Consider the following 15672-nt stretch of genomic DNA (forward strand, 5'->3'; position numbering starts at 1 on the left):
GCACCGGACGAGATGCCTCGTCGCCCGACGCTAGGGTTGGCGCCATGCCGAGCGCTCTCATCACCGGGATCACCGGTCAGGACGGCCTGTACCTCGCCGAGCACCTGCTGGCCAAGGGGTACGACGTCTTCGGCCTCATCCGTGGGCAGAGCAACCCCAAGCGTGCTCTCGTCGAGGAGACCGTGCCCGAGGTGCGGCTCCTGACGGGCGACCTCGGTGACCTCTCATCCCTCCTGCGCGCGCTCGAGATCGCGCAGCCCGACGAGGTCTACAACCTCGGGGCTATCTCGTTCGTCGCGTACTCGTGGGAGAACGCCCGGGTGACCTCCGAGGTCACGGGCATGGGGGTCCTGAACATCCTCGAGGCGGTCCGGCTGTTCTGCGGAGACGACCCCTCCCGGGTCCGCTTCTACCAGGCGTCCTCGTCCGAGATGTTCGGCAAGGCGCAGGACGTGCCCCAGCGCGAGTCGACGCTGCTGTGGCCCCGTTCGCCGTACGGCGTCGCCAAGGTGTTCGGCCACTACATGACGATCAACTACCGCGAGTCGTACGGCATGCACGCGTCGTCGGGAATCCTGTTCAACCACGAGTCGCCGCGCCGCGGGCCGGAGTTCGTCACGCGCAAGATCTCGATCGCCGTCGCGCGCATCGCCCTGGGGCTGCAGGACGAGCTCGTGCTCGGGAACCTCGACGCGAAGCGCGACTGGGGCTTCGCGGGCGACTACGTCGACGCGATGTGGCGCATGCTGCAGCAGCCGACGGCCGACGACTACGTCGTGGCGACCGGCGAGACCCACTCGATCCGCGAGTTCCTCGACGCGGCGTTCGACGCCGCCGGGATCGACGGCTGGTCGCGCTACGTCCGGCAGGACCCGGCGTTCATGCGTCCGGCCGAGATCGACCAGCTCGTGGGCGACCCGACGAAGGCGAGCACGGTGCTGGGCTGGAAGCCCGAGGTCGACTTCCTCGGTCTGGTGGCGATGATGGTCGAGCACGATCTCGAGGAGCAGCGACTGCTCGCCGGGAAGTAGCGCGATGCCGACGGCGTTCCTCACCGGGATCACCGGGCAGGACGGCACGCTCCTGGCACGCCGGCTCGTCGCGGAAGGCGTCGAGGTGCACGGCCTGGCCCGCTCCGAGGACGACGTCGCGCAGTGGGTCGACCACCGGTCGTCGTCGGCCCGGCTGCACGTCGCGGACCTGCGGGACGGTGCCGCGCTGGCCCGCATCCTCGCCGAGGTGGTGCCCGACGAGGTCTACAACCTCGCCGGCATCTCGTCGGTGGCGTACTCCTGGGAGCACCCCGTGCTCACCGGCGAGGTCACGGGAGTCGGCGCGGTCGGGCTCTTCGAGGCGGCGTGGCGGGTGCAGGAGGCGACCGGCCGGACCGTGCGGGTGGTCCAGGCGTCGTCGTCGGAGATCTTCGGGGTGCCGACGCGCTCCCCGCAGGACGAGGACACCGCGATCCGGCCCGTGTCGCCGTACGGGGCGGCCAAGGCGTACGCGCACCAGATGGCGGTGGTCTACCGGAGCCGCGGCCTCGGGGTCTCGACGTGCGTGCTCTACAACCACGAGTCTCCGTTGCGGCCGACGTCGTTCGTCACGCGCAAGATCACGGCGGCGGCGGCGCGGATCGCCGTGGCGGGGGAGGGCGACCTCGAGCTGGGCAACCTCGACGCCCGGCGTGACTGGGGCTGGGCCGAGGACTACGTCGACGCGATGGTCCGGACGGCTCGGCACGAGTCCGCGACCGACTTCGTCGTGGCGACGGGGCAGGCGCACTCGGTCGCCGAGTTCGCCGCGGCCGCGTTCGCCCGGGCGGGCATCGACGACTGGCAGCGTCACGTGCGCGTGGACCCCCGGTTCGTCCGTCCGGTCGACGCGGCGCAGATGGTCGGGGACGCTCGCAAGGCCGCGGCAGAGCTCGGCTGGCGGCCGACGGTCGGGTTCGACGAGTTGGTCGGCCGGATGGTCGACCACGACCTCGCGCTCCTGCGCAGCGCGTGAGGGCCACGGCACCGAACGTGCATCCCGCCCCGGTAGCATCCAGGCAGCCTCGCGGCGGCCACGCCGATCCTGCAGGCGACGTGGCGACAGGACGGTCATGAAGCTCTTCATCCAGGTTCCGTGCCTCAACGAGGAGACCACCCTTCCCGCTGTTCTGGAGTCGATGCCCAGCGTCGTCGAGGGCATCGACGAGATCGAGATCCTGGTCGTCGACGACGGCTCCACCGACCGCACGGTCGAGGTCGCCCGCGCACACGGGGTCACGCACGTCGTGCGCCACACGCGCAACATCGGACTGGCCCGCTCGTTCCGCGACGGCGTCGACTACGCGCTGGCGCACGGAGCGGACATCGTCGTCAACACGGACGGCGACAACCAGTACCCGCAGGCGCGCATCCCCGACCTCGTGCGCCCGATCGTCGAGGGCCGCGCCGACATCGTCATCGCCGACCGGCAGACCTCGACGATCGCGCACTTCTCCCCGTTCAAGAAGCTCATGCAGCGCATCGGCAGCCGCGTGGTCAACGGGGCCGCGGACACGGACCTGCCCGACGCGGCGAGCGGGTTCCGCGCCTACTCGCGCGCGTCGCTCCTGCGGCTGAACATCGTCACGGACTTCAGCTACACGATGGAGACGATCATCCAGGCGGGCCACAAGCGGCTCCGGATCGAGAGCGTCCCCGTGGTGACCAACGCCGTGACCCGGGAGTCCCGCCTCTTCAGGTCGATGCACCACCACATGGCGAAGTCGGCCGCGGCCATCGTGCGCAGCTACCTGATGTACAAGCCGTACGTGGTCTTCGCGACCCTGACGGTCGTGTTCGGCGTGCTCGCCCTGGTCCCGTTCCTGCGGTTCGCGGTGCTCTGGGCCACGACCGACGACCCGGGCGGCCACATCCAGTCGCTCATCTTCGGGTCGATCATGGCGGTCGCCGCGCTCCTGTCGCTGTCGCTCGGCGTGCTCTCGGACCTCCAGCGCGTCAACCGCGTGCTGCTCGAGGACCAGCTCGAGCGCATGAAGGAGCTCCAGTACGGGAGGGTCGACGGTCCCGTCGAGCCGCCGGCCTCAGCCGGCGTCGACCGGGGTGAGCGAGCCGTCGGGCTCGATGGTGGCCACCCACAGCGTTGACGGGTTCTCGGAGGCGCTCCACGGGAGCCGGTTCAGGTTCTCGCGCCACGAGGTGATCATCGAGGTCCGCAGCGGCTCGGGCGCGCCGCCCGCGCCCCAGGGCAAGGTGTCGGGGGTGAACGCGACGACCTTCACGTCGCGACCACCCCACGCCTCGCGGATCGCCACCAGGTCGGCCCTCGTCATGGGCTGGACCGCCTGGACCACCTCGACGTCGCACATCGTCCGCAGCGTCGCCAGGTACGGAGGCGCGCCCTCGCCGACGTGCATGTACAGCACCGGGTCGTCGCCGATCGCGGCACAGGCTTCGTGCGCCTCGCCGAGCCGTCCGTCCTGCTCGATCGCGCTGACCGCGGGGCCCCAGGTCAACGGCGGCACGACGACGACGCAGGCGGCGCCGACCACCGCGAGCACCCGCATGAACCGCGTCCTGCGGGTCCAGAGCCCGTCCAGCGTGTACGCGGCCGCCACGAGCAGCCCGGGGATGGTCACCGGCAGGAACCGTCGCATCGCCCAGATCTGGTCGGGCGTGATGTTCACGGCGTAGAGGTACAGCAGGGACGGGGCGACGACGACACCGAACACGAGCGCGAGGCGAGGATCGCGACGCGCCACCACTCGATGGACCATGATCGCCAGACCGACGACCGCGAGGACGACCATCGGCCAGCCGTAGTACCAGGCGTGCCACGACAGCGAGTACTCGTCGTAGCTGCGGGTGGGGTCGACCGGCACCCCGGCCCCGCGCTGCAGCGCCGCGACGTGCATCGAGTACCCGGTGTTCGCGGGGACGTTGTGGTTGACCATCCAGAGCGGCCGGCTCGCCAGGAAGAGCGCGACGACGCCGACCAGCGAGGCCGCCGCGGCGGCGAGCCCACGGCGTCGCGCGAGGACCCAGCGCCGCGCCGGGTCCAGCTGGTGGAGGAGGCCGAGCACGACGACCCCGACCACGGCCAGGGCGAGGACGCCGATGAGCGACGTGAACTGTCGGTAGTGGTCGGTGAGGTAGTCCTCGCTGTACAGCCGCAGGTCGAGATAGCCGAGCAGGACCATCGTGAGCGCGGCACCGGTGACGAGCCCCAGAGCGACGAGCTGCCGCCGGCGGGTCTTCGGTGCGACGGCCGCGGCCGCGGTCAGCCCGACGCCCAGGACGAGACCGACCACCGAGGCCGCGCCGTCGATGCGGACGAGCGCCGTCGCGCCGACCATGCCTCCGGCGACCAGGTACCGCCACGAGACGCGGGTCTCGATGGCCGACCACGCCATGGTGAGGCCGCCGATCAGGAGCACGAGCGCGAGCGGCTCGGTGTACGCGGCCCGGGAGAAGACCACCATCGGCATCGAGAGGGCCAGCGCCACGACCGGGACCAGCGCGAACGCCGGGCGGACCATGCGGCGTCCCAGCGCGAAGACGGCCAGCAGCCCCACCGCGCCGATCAGCAGGTTGGCGCGGAGCACCGCCTGCTCTCCGCCGACCCAGCCCGCGAGGCCGAGCATCCCGGGCAGCAGCTTGGCGCCCTGCACCTGGAGCGACCCGCCGACCAGGTCGTAGGCGCCGGTGGCCGCGGTGAGACCCGGGACGGCGTGCTGGACCGTCTCGGCGGCGCCCACCGGGATGTCGGAGGAGGGGTGGCCGGAGAGCCAGAGGCCCTCGAGGGTGAGGAACCCCGGGTCGCGCCACACCGTGATGAACGACGACGCGAACGGGAGGTTCACCAGGAGCCACGCGCCTGCCGCGACGAGCGCCGCCGACGACGAGACGACGTGCGCCCGGGTGACGGGCAGCGCCGCCGGGGTGAACCGCCAGGTGAGGACGAGGACCACCACGAGCAGCGGGAGCACGACGATCGGGCGGAACTGCGAGCAGAGCACCGTCACGGCGACGACCAGCGCGCACCAGAACGTGAGCATCACGATCCGGTCGGGGAGGCCCACCACGGAGCGCGCCCAGCGGCCGGGTGTGGCTACCGGCGTGGTGGCACGGTCGAGCAGCTCAGGCTCGGCCGTGCTCGTGCGCAGGGAGTTCACGTGGCGCTCTCGTCTCTCGTCGGCGTCGGTAGCGAGACCTTATCCGCGCGACCTGGGCGGCGCGTCCTCATCGGTCGCATCGGGCGCCGCACCTGCTCGCCGCGCCTGCGCCGCTACGTGCCGCTTCTCCGCGAGGACGGCGAGGCCCGCGCACAGGAAGTCGCCGGCGATCATCAGCGCACGGCTGACGAGAGCGAGCGCGAGCGCGGCCGACCGGTCCATCACGGGGGCGAGGGCCAGCACCAGAGCAGCCTCACGCGCCCCCGCGCCCGCCGGCAGGAAGACGATCACGAACCCGACGACCCAGGCCAGCGCATACGCCCCGGTGGTGAGCAGCCCCAGGCTGGGCGACGACACCCCGGACCCAGCGGCGAGGCACCACAGGTGGGCGCCGAACGCGGCCCACATCACGAGGGCCCAGCCCGCCGACCGCACGAGGGTCCTGCCGGTGATCGCGTCACCCGCCGGCCGGCGCAGGACCCGGTACGCGAGCGACATGAGCCGGTTGAACACCTGGGGGACCAGCATCACGACGCCGGCGACGGCGACGAAGGACAGCCACCAGTACGAGCGGACCGCGTCGGCCGAGGCGATCGAGAGCGTCACTCCCGCGACGGCGATGCCGACGACCAGACCGACGACGAGCTGGGTGAGCGCCGCCGAGGCCGCCCGGGCGCGCGGGACCCCGTACTCCTTGGACAGCTCGGCCTGGGCGAGGACGGGCCAGATGCTCCCGGGCACGTACTTGCCCAGCTGGCCCAGGAAGTACACGCGCGCCGCGGCGCTCACCGGGAGGCGCGACCCCATCCCGCTGAGCACGGCTCGCCAGGAGAGCGAGGCCGCGACGAGCCCGGCGAGGACGAACGCGAGCGCGCCGCCGATGCTGGCCGCGTCGAGCCGGCGGACCGCGTCGACGATCTCGGACCACTGTCCGGCCACGAAGGTGGCGACGAAGACGAGGACGAGGAGTGCGGCCGCGCCCTTGACCCAGGGTGCCCATCGACGCCGAGAGGACGCCTGCCCGCTGTCGGGCTGGTCCGCGGTCGGCTGCACCCGTCGATCGTAGGGGTGCGCGCGGTGGCCGCCCGCCGGGCCCACCGGCCGGGCCACAGTACTGTCCGCTCCATGCACAAGGTCCTCTTCGTGACGAGGAAGTTCCCACCCTCGGTCGGGGGGATGGAGACGCTCGCCGCCGACGTCTGGCGTGCGCTGGACGGCGCGGACGCGCAGCTCGTGGCGCACGGCGGCTCGAACCGGTCGCTGCCCGTGTTCCTGCTGCGCGCCACCTGGTCGACGGTCCGTGCGTCGCGTCGCAGGGAGGTCGACCTCGTGCTCGCCGGGGACGTGCTCATGTACCTGGCGCTGCGGCCCTTCACGCGGGTGGGCCGCCTGCGGCTCGCCACGATGGCGATGGGCAAGGACGTCGTGTGGCGCTCGCGCCCCTACCAGTGGCTCGTCCGACGGTGGCTGCCCGACGCGCTGCGCGTCCTCGCGATCAGCGAGGCGACCGCGGTCACGGCCGTGGAGGCCGGCGTCGCACCGGACCGTGTCCAGGTCGTCCGGCTGGGTGTCGAGGTCCCGGACGTCTCGACCGACCCGGAGGTCTCGCGGACCGAGCTCCGTGAGCGGCTCGGTGTCGAGCCGGACAGTGTCGTGATCGCCACTCTGGGTCGCCTGGTCCGACGCAAGGGTGTGGCGTGGTTCGTGGCCGAGGTCCTGCCGCGGCTGCCCCAGCACTGCGTCTACGTCGTCGCGGGGGACGGGGAGGACCGCGAGCACGTGCTCGCGGCCCGGTCGGCTCTCGAGGACCCCGACCGCGTCCGCGTGCTCGGCCAGGTCGACGACGCGACCCGCGAGCTGGTGATGCGCGGCTGCGACATCTTCGCCCTGCCCAACATCCCGGTCGACGGCGACATGGAGGGCTTCGGCCTCGTCGCGGTGGAGGCGGGCATGCGCGGGGCGCTGGTGGTCGCCGCCGACCTCGAGGGCCTGCGCGACGCGGTCGTCGACGGCGTCACGGGCCGTCGCGTCCCGACGCAGGACGCCGACGCCTGGGTCCGTTGCCTCACCGAGCTGGTCGACGGCGGGGCGATGGCGTCGGTCGCTGCGGCCTACGCCGCCGCCTGCCGCGACCAGTTCGACCGCGACCGGATGGGCGCCGAGCTCCGCGGGATCGTCCGCGCGATGGCGCAGGGTGCGACGACGGGACCGCACGGAGCCTGACCCGCCGGCTACGGCAGCAGCGAGACCGAGATGCGCTCGGTGGCCACGAGGCGTTCCGCGCGGCCGGGGTCGGCGCCCAGGGTGCCCGCCAGGGCCTCGTCGACGAGCACGACGGAACCATTGCGCGCGAGGATGCCGAGGAGCGTCGCGGCGTCCTCGAGGGACGTCCGACCGCCCCCGGCACCCAGCAGGACGCGGGCCGAGCCGTCGCCGTCCGGCCGGGACGCGAGCGCCCATGCGACGAGCCCGCCGTGCGTCGGGCCCGGGTCGATCGCCGGGTCGTCACCCGACGGGGTCGGTGCCCAGCCGATGACGTCGCCGTAGGTCATCACGGACGCGGCGGCATCCAGAGCGCGGCTGGGCAGCGCACCGGCGAACCGGCGGGCGAGCGCAGGGAGGCTGACGACGACGAGCTGGGCGCTCGCGCCGGTGTAGCGGTCGGGCTCGTCCGTGATGACGACGTCCGCGTCGGCGACGTCGGGCAGGACCACGCACCCGCCGGCGCGCCACACGGCGAGCTCCCAGACGAGGGTCCGCCAGTGCGTCGGCAGGTCGAGGAGGACCCGCGTACCGGGTGCGACGTCGAGCTCCTCGACGAGCAGGTTCGTGGACTTCGACACCCAGTTGTCCAGCACCGCTCCGGAGAGCTCTACCCGGTCGCCGTCCGCGGCGTACCAGGTGATCCGCGGCCGTCCGGGCTCGCGGGTGAGGAGGGCGAGCAGGTCGGCGATGGTCGTCGGAGGCACGTCGTCAGCCTATGGCGACACGCCCGGGAGCCCAGATTCGCCGAAGTTCACCCGACAGAACCGGGCAATTACCACTTCCCCGCTTGACCAACGCGAACGACACGCGTGTAATTCCTTGGAACGGATTCATCCACAAGCAGTTCGCCAACAGCAGCACTCAGAACACCGCACGGAGGCACGCATGTGGAATCTGCTCGACAACGACGAGATCTTCCCGTCGGACGCACGCAAGGCTGCACAGACGCAGGCTTCGAACGTGCTGCCGATCTTCGGTGCCCTCGAGGACGAGGGCCCCATGGGCTGGCAGGAGCGCGCACTGTGCGCTCAGACCGACCCGGAGGCGTTCTTCCCTGAGAAGGGCGGCTCCACCCGCGAGGCCAAGAAGGTCTGCACCGGTTGCGACGTCCGCTCGGAGTGCCTCGACTACGCACTCCAGAACGACGAGCGCTTCGGCATCTGGGGCGGCCTGTCCGAGCGGGAGCGGCGCAAGCTCAAGCGGCGTGTCGTCTGACCTTCACAGGTCGTCGGGGCGTGTCGGTCCCGGGCTCTCGCAGGCACTGCCGCACCATGTTCCGAGCATGACTGACACGCTCCAGCCCGTGGATGTCTCCACGGCGACCTCCTCGACACCGGTCACGACGCCGGTGTCGGCGGTCGTCGTCACCCGCGGCCACACCCACTACCTCGAGGCGACCCTCGCCGCGCTCGCGGCGCAGACGCGTCGTCCGCTGCGTGTCTTCCTCGTCGACGTCTCGACGCACCCGGACGGCGCCGTCGCCCCCGTGTTCTCCCGCATCTTCGGCGCTGTCCTCGACTCGCCGACCCCCGCGCTCCATCTCGTGCACGCGCCCGGTGCTCGCACCTTCGGGCACGCCGTGCGCCGCGCGCTCGCCACCGAGGTCGGTCCGGGCACCAGCTGGCTCTGGCTGCTGCACGACGACAGCGCGCCCGCAGACACCGCGCTCGCCGAGCTGGTCCGTGCGGTCGGCCGTGCGCCGTCGGTCGCGGTCGCGGGCGTCAAGCAGCGGACCTGGACCGATCCCGAGCGACTGCTCGAGGTCGGCCTGCGCACGTCGCGCTCGGGCCGTCGGATGACGGACGTCGAGCCCGGTGAGCTCGACCAGGGCCAGCACGACGGTCGCGACGACGTCCTCGGGGTCGGGCTCGCGGGCGCGCTCGTCAGGCGCGACGTCTGGGACGACCTGCACGGCACGGACCCGCTGCTCGGACCGTTCGGTGACGGGTTCGACCTGTCGAGACGCGCCCGTCTCGCGGGGCACCGCGTCATCGTGGTGCCCTCGGCCGTCGTGCGGCACGCGCAAGCCGGCTACCTGGGCCTGCGCACGCTCGGGTCGAGCGTGCCGACCGACCTCGACGGCGACGGCGAGGACGACGCCGCCGACCCGCGTCGATCGTTCGACGCGCGTCGCCGCGCGCTGGTGCACAGTCGGCTCGTCGCCGCGCCGCTGCCGTTCGTCCCGGTCGTCGCCGTGCTCGCTCTCGTCGGCGCGCTCGTGCGGTCGCTGTGGCAGCTGGCCGCCAAGCAGCCGGGGCTCGCGGTCGACGAGCTGCGCTCCGTCCTGGTCGCCCTCCTCCGGCCCGCCGGCGTGCTGCGCGCCCGGTCCCGCGCGACGCGCACCCGCAGGCTTCCGCGGCGCGCGCTGCGCCCGTTGCAGGCGGGGCTTCGCGACGTCTGGTCGCAGTCGCGCGACCGCCGGCTCGCGCGCGCCGAGGTCCGTCGTGTCGTGCAGGCGCCCAGCGAGCTGGAGCTGCGTGAGCTCGCGGCGCTGGCGAGCAAGCGCCGCGCGACCCTCGCGGTCCTCGTGGGCGGGCTCGCCGTCGTCACGGCCGTGGCGCTCGGGACCCTGCTCGCCCCGGTGGTCGGCGGCGCGCAGCTCGTCGGTGACGCCCTGGTGCCGACGACGGCCCGGCTCGGCGACCTCTGGAGCGCCGCGACCTCGGGCTGGGTGTCCGGTGGGCTCGGAGCGCCTGGTCCGGCCGACGCGCTGCTGACCGTGCTCGTCGGCCCGACGGCCCTGGCCGGTGGTTCGTCCTCCGCTGCTGTCGGGCTCCTCCTGCTCGGGTCGGTCCTGCTCGCAGGGGTCAGCGCCTGGGCGGCGTCCGGAGCGGTCACGCGGTCCGTCGGCGTACGCGCCTGGGCCGCCGTGGTCTGGGCCGCCGCGCCCGCGCTCCTGCTCGGTCTCGGTGCCGGCCGGCTCGGCGCCGTCGTCGCGCACGTGGCGCTGCCGTGGGTCGCCCTCGGGATCGCCCGCGCCGTGGGGGTGCAGCGCGTCGACCAGGTCCTGTCGGGGTTGGCGACGGTCCGGCGCGACGAGGACGACGAGGACGTCGACGCCGACGAGCACTCGGTCGCCGAGCTCCCGCACCCCCGGGTCGCGATCGACTCCGGTGAGACGCCCGTGGTCCCCCTGGCGCGGGTCGGTGCGGCGGACCCCACGGGCTCGATCGCCGCGGCCGCCGGTGCCGCGCTCGCCTTCGCGATCGTCGTGGCCGGCGCCCCCGTCCTGCTCGTCCCCGGTGTGCTCGCCCTGTGCGTCGCCGCTCTGTGCGCGCCTCGTCGCCGGGGTCGGGTCCTGCTGGCCGCGGTCCCGGCGGTCGTGCTGCTCGCGCCCACGCTGATCGAGGCTGCGGGCCGCGGACTGCCCGGCTGGCGACTGCTCATCGCCGACCCGGGCCTGCCCCTCCCCGGGACGGCGGCCGACCCGGTCAGCCGTCTGCTGGGGGTCCCGGGAGACCCGAGCTCACTCGTCGGCGGCCAGCTGCCTGCCGGCCTCGCGAGCGCGTTGCCGCTCGCGACCGGGGCGGTCGTGCTGCTCCTCGCGGTGCTGGCGCTCCTGCGCGGTGCCCCCGTGGCCGGCGCGGTGCGTGGTGCGTGGGCGATCGCCGTCCTCGGGCTCGCCACGGCGACCGTCGTGGTGGCCGTGCCTGTCGCCGTGGACGACGGCTCGCTCGTGCGCGGCTGGTCCGGCCCTGCGCTCTCGCTGGCCGGCGCCGGACTGCTCGCCGCAGCGCTCATCGGGACGGACCGGCTGCGCGAGCGCCTCGGGAGCTACTCGTTCGGCGTGCGACAGCTGCTCGCCGCGCTCCTCACGCTGGTGGCGGTCCTGGTCCCGCTCGTCTGGCTCGGCACATGGACGTGGCAGGCCCGCACCGGCGACGCGGTCGCCCTGCGCACCCTCGACGGCCCGGTCGTCCCGGCTGTGGGCCAGCAGGCGCAGGACTCGCCTGCCGCGTCCCGCGTGCTCGCCGTCAGCGCGGCTCCTCAGCAGGGTGGCGGTGCGACCGCCACGTGGCAGCTGATGCGTGGCGACGGGCCCGCTCTCGTCGACCAGTCGGCCGCGGTCTGGACGCGGACGGTCGAGGGCGACCTGACCGACGCGACAGCGGCCCCCGCCGACGCGGCGACGCAGGAGGTCGACGCGCTCGTGGCGCGGCTCTCGACCGCGGCGAGCGGCGACGTCGCGGGGGAGCTCGGCTCGCTCGGCGTCGCCGACGTCCTCGTCCCGGCTCTGCCGGGTGCCGTGGCCGAGAACCAGGTGGCGAGGGCGGCGCGTGACGAGCTGGTCAGCCGGCTCGACGCGACCGCTGGTCTCGAGCGTGTGACCGCGAACGCGGCGGGCACGCTGTGGCGCGTCCAGGCGACCGCGCCGGGCGCGGGGATCGAGGCGCCGACCGTGGTGGTGTCGTGGGCCAGGCTGCTTCCGGCCGGCACCGACGTCGCGGACGCCTCAGTCGCAACGGTCGCCGTGCCGTCGGACGACCGGGCGATCAGCACGAGCGTTCCTTCCGGCGACGCCGGGCGACTCCTCGTCCTGGCCGAGCGGGCGGACCCGCACTGGCACGCCTCGCTCGACGGCGAGCCGCTGCGCGCCCTCGACGACGGGTGGCGCCAGACGTTCGAGATCGGTGCCGCGGGCGGGGATCTCGTCGTGCAGTACGACCGGCCCGACCGGACCCCCGTGCTGGCCGTCCAGTCGCTCGTCCTGCTCGTGACCCTGCTGCTCGCGGTGCCGGTTCGCCGGCGTCGCGGCGGCCGTACCTGGAGCGGACGCTCATGACAGCACCGTCCCGCTCACGCGTCTGGCTGGGGAGGACCGCCCGCGCCGCCTCGGGCCTCGTCGTCGTCGGGCTGACCGTCGCGGTCGTGGCCGCCGGGACACGGCTGCCAGGCGACGACGCCGACGCGACCGTCCCCGCAACGCAGGTGCCGGTGCCACCGTCGGCGACGACGCTCGTCTGCCCGGGGCCGCTGATCCTGCCCGACGACACCGGCCGTGGTGACTCGCAGTTCGACCCGACACCGGTCGACCCGATCAGCACGGTCACGGTGGTCACGGCCGACCCGAGCGGTGCCGGTTCGGTCGGCCCGCTGGACCGGTCGACCACCTGGGCGACGCTGGATGCCGGTGGCGACGCGCTGCAGGTCCCGATCGTCCCGTCGGCCTCGATCGTGCATGTCGAGCCCACCGACGCGCCGGCCCGGGTCGCGGCGGTGGGCAGCGGCCTCGTCACGGCAGGTGACCTGCGCGGGCTGGCCGCGGCGTCCTGCCAGCAGCCGATCGCCGACGCGTGGCTGCTCGGCGGGGCCACCGACCTGTCGAGCACCGCGCAGCTCGTCCTCGACAACCCCGGCACGACCCCCGCCGAGATCTCCCTGCAGGTCTGGGGACCGAACGGCCAGGTCGACCTCACGGGCGAGCGGTACCTCGTCGCACCCGGAGCGCAGCGCGTGATCGTGCTCGGCGGCATCGCGGCGGAGCAGCGCAGGCTCGGGCTGCACGTCGTCGCGACGGGCGGCCGCGTCGGGGTGCACGTGCAGGACTCGGTGCTCGACGGCTTCACGCCAGGCGGTACGGAGCTCGTCGTGCCGGGCGTGCCGCCGTCGACCCGGCAGGTGGTCCCGGGCATCTCCGTGGTGACGTCCAGCGTCGACGACCCGGCAGCCCCGGCTCTCCGCCTGCTCGTCCCCGGGGAGTCGGCGACGGCCGCCACGGTGACGATCCTCGGCCCGGACGGCGTGGTCGAGCTGCCCGGCGTCGACACCGTCTCGCTCGCACCCGGCGAGGTCACGGACGTGCCGCTGGGCGGCCTGCCCGGGGGCAGCTACACGGTCGTCGTCGACGCCGGTGCCCCCGTCCTGGCGTCGTCGGTGATGTCGCGTCCTGGATCGCTCGGCGCTCTGGACGACGTCCCGAGCGTCGAACGCGCCTGGGCCGCCTCCACGAGCCCCGGTCGAAGCGGCGTCGTCGCGCTCCCCGACGGCACGCGAGGCACCCTCGTGCTGGGCGCGGTCTCGGACGCGGACGACCTCGCGGCCGGCGGCTCTGCCAGTGGCACGCTGCGCCTGCTCGGCACGGGCGGCGTCGTGCTGGCGGAGCGGACGGTGCGGATTCCTGCGGGCACGACGAGCAGCTGGTCGCTCGACTTCCTGGCTGCCGGGACCGGCGACGTCGCGCCGGCGGACCCCTCGGCACCAGCCTCGCCGTCCGCCGGAGTCGTCGGTGTCGACCTCACGACCGACTCGGACGCCCAGGTTGCTCTCTCCTGGGCGCTGGTCGCCAGGGTGTCGCGCGACGACGGGACGCTGTTCTCGGTCCTCGACCCGGTCACGGTCCCGCACGTGGCACCGAGCGTCGCCGTGCGCGAGGACCCGCGGCTGGGCACCCGCTAGGCGCCGAGTCGTCGCAACGGGCTCACGCCGCCCCGCGGAGCTCCGAACGCTCGCGCAGCCGCAGAGCGACGACGGCCGCCTGTCGGACCGGCCACTGGTACCAACGGTCGTAGCGACGCGCCACGTAGCGCGCAGCGCTCGCGTGGTGGGCGGAGATCATCTTGGCCGGTCTGGCCCGCCAGGACGTCCCGCCGACGTGCGTGACGCGTGCCTCCGGGACGTAGAGGTTGGTCCACCCGGCGCGGCCGAGCCGCTCACCCAGGTCGACGTCCTCGAAGAACATGAAGTAGCCGTCGTCGAACCCGCCGACGTCCTCGAAAGCCTCACGACGCAGCAGCAGGCAGGCACCGGAGAGCCAGCCTGCCTCGCGCTGCACGCCCGCGTCCTCCTGCTCGGCGAGGTACCGGCGGGTCCACGGGTTGCCGGGCCACACCTTCACGAAGAGCGCGTGCCCGGCGCCCTGCGTGAGGGACGGCAGGGCGCGCGCCGACGGGTACACGGTGCCGTCGGTGTTGAGGAGGGCGGGGCCGGCGGACCCGACCCGGTGGTCGGCTGACGCCGCCGTGACGAGAGTGTCGAGCGAGCCGGGTTCCCACTCGAGATCGGAGTTCGCGACGAGCAGCCACGTCGACTCGCACCCGTCGGCGCCGCGGTTCGCGCCGTTCCCGTAGCCGAGGTTCGCACCCGTGACCACGAGCTGCGCGCCGAACTCGTCGGCGACCGCACGGGAGACGCTCTGGTCGGTCCCGTTGTCGACGATCACGAGCTCGACGGGCCGGGCGCTGGCTGCGGCGAGGGTGCGGGCGAACGTCGCGAGCTCGTCACCGGGATGGAAGACGACGCAGACGACACGGATGTCGCTGGGGGGATCGGTGTCCTGAACTGCTCGACTCATCGTCCGGACAGGTTAGTGCGCGTCGCGGTAGTCAGGATCCACGTCGTCCGGGGATCGGCCGAGCATGTGGGCAACCTGCTCGACCACGACGTCGCGCACGAGGTCGGCCATGTCGAGGGGGTCGGACGCGCGCGACTCGACCGGCCGCCGGTAGATCACGATCCGGGCGGGCAGCCCGGCGTCGGAGGGGAAGTAGCGACCCAGCGGGACCCCGCCGCGTTCCCAGGGGGCGGGGTTCGACGGCGGCACGTCCTCGACCGCGAACTCGGTACCGCTGAGCTGCTTGGCCCAGCGACGCTCGATGCGCTCGACGGCGTCGAGCACGAAGTCGTCGAACCGCTCGGCTCGCGTGCGGTAGGCAGGCATCGAGCTCGGCAGCAGGGGTCCGCGGGGGCCTCGGCCGCGACGGTCGCGACGCCGCACGGGCTGGACCGCGATCGACGGCACCGCCATGGTCCGCCGGCCCTGTGCGGCGGTGCGCCGGGCGGGTGGCGGAGGCGAGGTGCTCATGGCAGAACTGTAGATCGCGGCCGGACGTCGGCGTGGGGGACCGCGGCGTGTCGGGCGCCGGGGGTACCGTCAGCCCGTGAGATCTGTGAGGCAGTGCACGCGCACCGCGTGCGGCCGTCCGGCCGTGGCCACGTTGACGTACGTGTACGCCGACTCGACGGCGGTGCTCGGCCCGCTCGCGCAGCAGGCAGAGCCGCACTCGTACGASCTGTGCATCGAGCACGCCGAGCGCCTCACCGCCCCCCGAGGCTGGGAGGTCGTCCGGCTGACCCCCGAGTTCACGCCCGCGGCACCGAGCCGCGACGACCTGCTCGCACTTGCGGACGCCGTGCGCGAGGCCGGTCGCCCGCCGCAGGAGGAGCCGCTCCCCGAGGCGGTCGGGTCCGCCCTCGCCGAAGCGCCGCGTCGCGGCCATCTGCGGGTCCTGCGAGGCGAGGGCTGA

General features: G+C 73.6%; 13 protein-coding genes. 8 read left to right on the top strand and 5 right to left on the bottom strand.

Annotation, left to right across the window (positions count from 1 at the left end; translation table 11 throughout):
* Positions 1-44 precede the first annotated feature (44 nt).
* The 3 genes from AC1DPN_RS04880 to AC1DPN_RS04890 all read left to right on the top strand — a co-directional run bounded on the left by AC1DPN_RS04880 (position 45) and on the right by AC1DPN_RS04890 (position 3136).
* The gene (locus AC1DPN_RS04880) at positions 45-1031 is read left to right on the top strand and encodes a GDP-mannose 4,6-dehydratase (RefSeq protein WP_477083571.1); all 987 of its coding nucleotides are present in this window, start codon (positions 45-47) and stop codon (positions 1029-1031) included.
* A 4-nt stretch (positions 1032-1035) separates the two neighbouring features.
* The gene (locus AC1DPN_RS04885) at positions 1036-2007 is read left to right on the top strand and encodes a GDP-mannose 4,6-dehydratase (protein ID WP_477083572.1); all 972 of its coding nucleotides are present in this window, start codon (positions 1036-1038) and stop codon (positions 2005-2007) included.
* Positions 2008-2104: 97 nt separating this feature from the next.
* On the top strand, positions 2105-3136 hold the full coding sequence (locus tag AC1DPN_RS04890; protein ID WP_477083573.1) for a glycosyltransferase family 2 protein: 1032 nt from the start codon (positions 2105-2107) through the stop codon (positions 3134-3136).
* Here AC1DPN_RS04890 and AC1DPN_RS04895 read toward each other — a convergent pair.
* Together AC1DPN_RS04895 and AC1DPN_RS04900 are read right to left on the bottom strand one after the other, a co-directional pair.
* On the bottom strand, positions 3074-5164 hold the full coding sequence (locus AC1DPN_RS04895; RefSeq protein ID WP_477083574.1) for a hypothetical protein: 2091 nt from the start codon (positions 5162-5164) through the stop codon (positions 3074-3076). The two genes, AC1DPN_RS04890 and AC1DPN_RS04895, sit on opposite strands and share 63 nt — an antisense overlap.
* Positions 5165-5203: 39 nt before the next feature.
* Positions 5204-6217, bottom strand: a complete 1014-nt coding sequence (locus AC1DPN_RS04900; protein WP_477083575.1) for a lysylphosphatidylglycerol synthase transmembrane domain-containing protein — start codon at positions 6215-6217, stop codon at positions 5204-5206.
* 72 nt (positions 6218-6289) lie between these two features.
* Between AC1DPN_RS04900 and AC1DPN_RS04905 the strand changes: the two genes are divergently transcribed.
* Positions 6290-7387 (top strand): glycosyltransferase family 4 protein, encoded by a 1098-nt coding sequence (locus AC1DPN_RS04905; RefSeq protein ID WP_477083576.1) that lies wholly within the window; start codon positions 6290-6292, stop codon positions 7385-7387.
* 8 nt (positions 7388-7395) lie between these two features.
* Here the strand turns inward: AC1DPN_RS04905 and AC1DPN_RS04910 are convergent, their stop codons facing one another.
* On the bottom strand, positions 7396-8133 hold the full coding sequence (locus AC1DPN_RS04910; RefSeq protein ID WP_477083577.1) for a TIGR03089 family protein: 738 nt from the start codon (positions 8131-8133) through the stop codon (positions 7396-7398).
* 181 nt (positions 8134-8314) lie between these two features.
* Here AC1DPN_RS04910 and AC1DPN_RS04915 point away from each other — a divergent pair, with 181 nt between their 5' ends.
* From AC1DPN_RS04915 to AC1DPN_RS04925, 3 genes are all read left to right on the top strand, one after another.
* The gene (locus AC1DPN_RS04915; RefSeq protein WP_477083578.1) at positions 8315-8644 is read left to right on the top strand and encodes a WhiB family transcriptional regulator; all 330 of its coding nucleotides are present in this window, start codon (positions 8315-8317) and stop codon (positions 8642-8644) included.
* Between the two features lie 67 nt (positions 8645-8711).
* On the top strand, positions 8712-12212 hold the full coding sequence (locus AC1DPN_RS04920; protein WP_477083579.1) for a glycosyltransferase family 2 protein: 3501 nt from the start codon (positions 8712-8714) through the stop codon (positions 12210-12212).
* Positions 12209-13825 carry a DUF5719 family protein gene (locus AC1DPN_RS04925; RefSeq protein WP_477083580.1) on the top strand — a complete coding sequence of 539 codons (1617 nt, stop codon included), beginning with the start codon at positions 12209-12211 and terminating at the stop codon, positions 13823-13825. Before AC1DPN_RS04920 ends, AC1DPN_RS04925 begins: the two co-directional genes overlap by 4 nt.
* 22 nt (positions 13826-13847) lie before the next feature.
* On the opposite strand, the gene AC1DPN_RS04930 is transcribed toward AC1DPN_RS04925, so the two are convergent.
* Complete coding sequence (locus AC1DPN_RS04930; RefSeq protein WP_477083581.1) at positions 13848-14720, bottom strand: glycosyltransferase family 2 protein; 873 nt, start codon at positions 14718-14720, stop codon at positions 13848-13850.
* A 12-nt stretch (positions 14721-14732) separates the two neighbouring features.
* Positions 14733-15230: a metallopeptidase family protein gene (locus AC1DPN_RS04935; RefSeq protein ID WP_477083582.1), complete on the bottom strand. Its 498-nt coding sequence runs from the start codon at positions 15228-15230 to the stop codon at positions 14733-14735.
* 76 nt (positions 15231-15306) lie between these two features.
* On the opposite strand from AC1DPN_RS04935, the gene AC1DPN_RS04940 reads away from it, so the two are divergent.
* Positions 15307-15672 (top strand): DUF3499 domain-containing protein, encoded by a 366-nt coding sequence (locus AC1DPN_RS04940; protein WP_477083583.1) that lies wholly within the window; start codon positions 15307-15309, stop codon positions 15670-15672.

This window comes from Cellulomonas sp. P4_H4, from assembly GCF_056400865.1.

What these genes read in the sequence shown, in the direction of transcription:
- AC1DPN_RS04880 (WP_477083571.1), top strand. Translation starts at nt 45, where the DNA reads ATGCCGAGCGCTCTCATCACCGGGATCACCGGTCAGGACGGCCTGTAC.
- AC1DPN_RS04885 (WP_477083572.1), top strand. Translation starts at nt 1,036, where the DNA reads ATGCCGACGGCGTTCCTCACCGGGATCACCGGGCAGGACGGCACGCTC.
- AC1DPN_RS04890 (WP_477083573.1), top strand. Translation starts at nt 2,105, where the DNA reads ATGAAGCTCTTCATCCAGGTTCCGTGCCTCAACGAGGAGACCACCCTT.
- AC1DPN_RS04905 (WP_477083576.1), top strand. Translation starts at nt 6,290, where the DNA reads ATGCACAAGGTCCTCTTCGTGACGAGGAAGTTCCCACCCTCGGTCGGG.
- AC1DPN_RS04915 (WP_477083578.1), top strand. Translation starts at nt 8,315, where the DNA reads ATGTGGAATCTGCTCGACAACGACGAGATCTTCCCGTCGGACGCACGC.
- AC1DPN_RS04920 (WP_477083579.1), top strand. Translation starts at nt 8,712, where the DNA reads ATGACTGACACGCTCCAGCCCGTGGATGTCTCCACGGCGACCTCCTCG.
- AC1DPN_RS04925 (WP_477083580.1), top strand. Translation starts at nt 12,209, where the DNA reads ATGACAGCACCGTCCCGCTCACGCGTCTGGCTGGGGAGGACCGCCCGC.
- AC1DPN_RS04930 (WP_477083581.1), bottom strand. Translation starts at nt 14,720, where the DNA reads ATGAGTCGAGCAGTTCAGGACACCGATCCCCCCAGCGACATCCGTGTC.
- AC1DPN_RS04935 (WP_477083582.1), bottom strand. Translation starts at nt 15,230, where the DNA reads ATGAGCACCTCGCCTCCGCCACCCGCCCGGCGCACCGCCGCACAGGGC.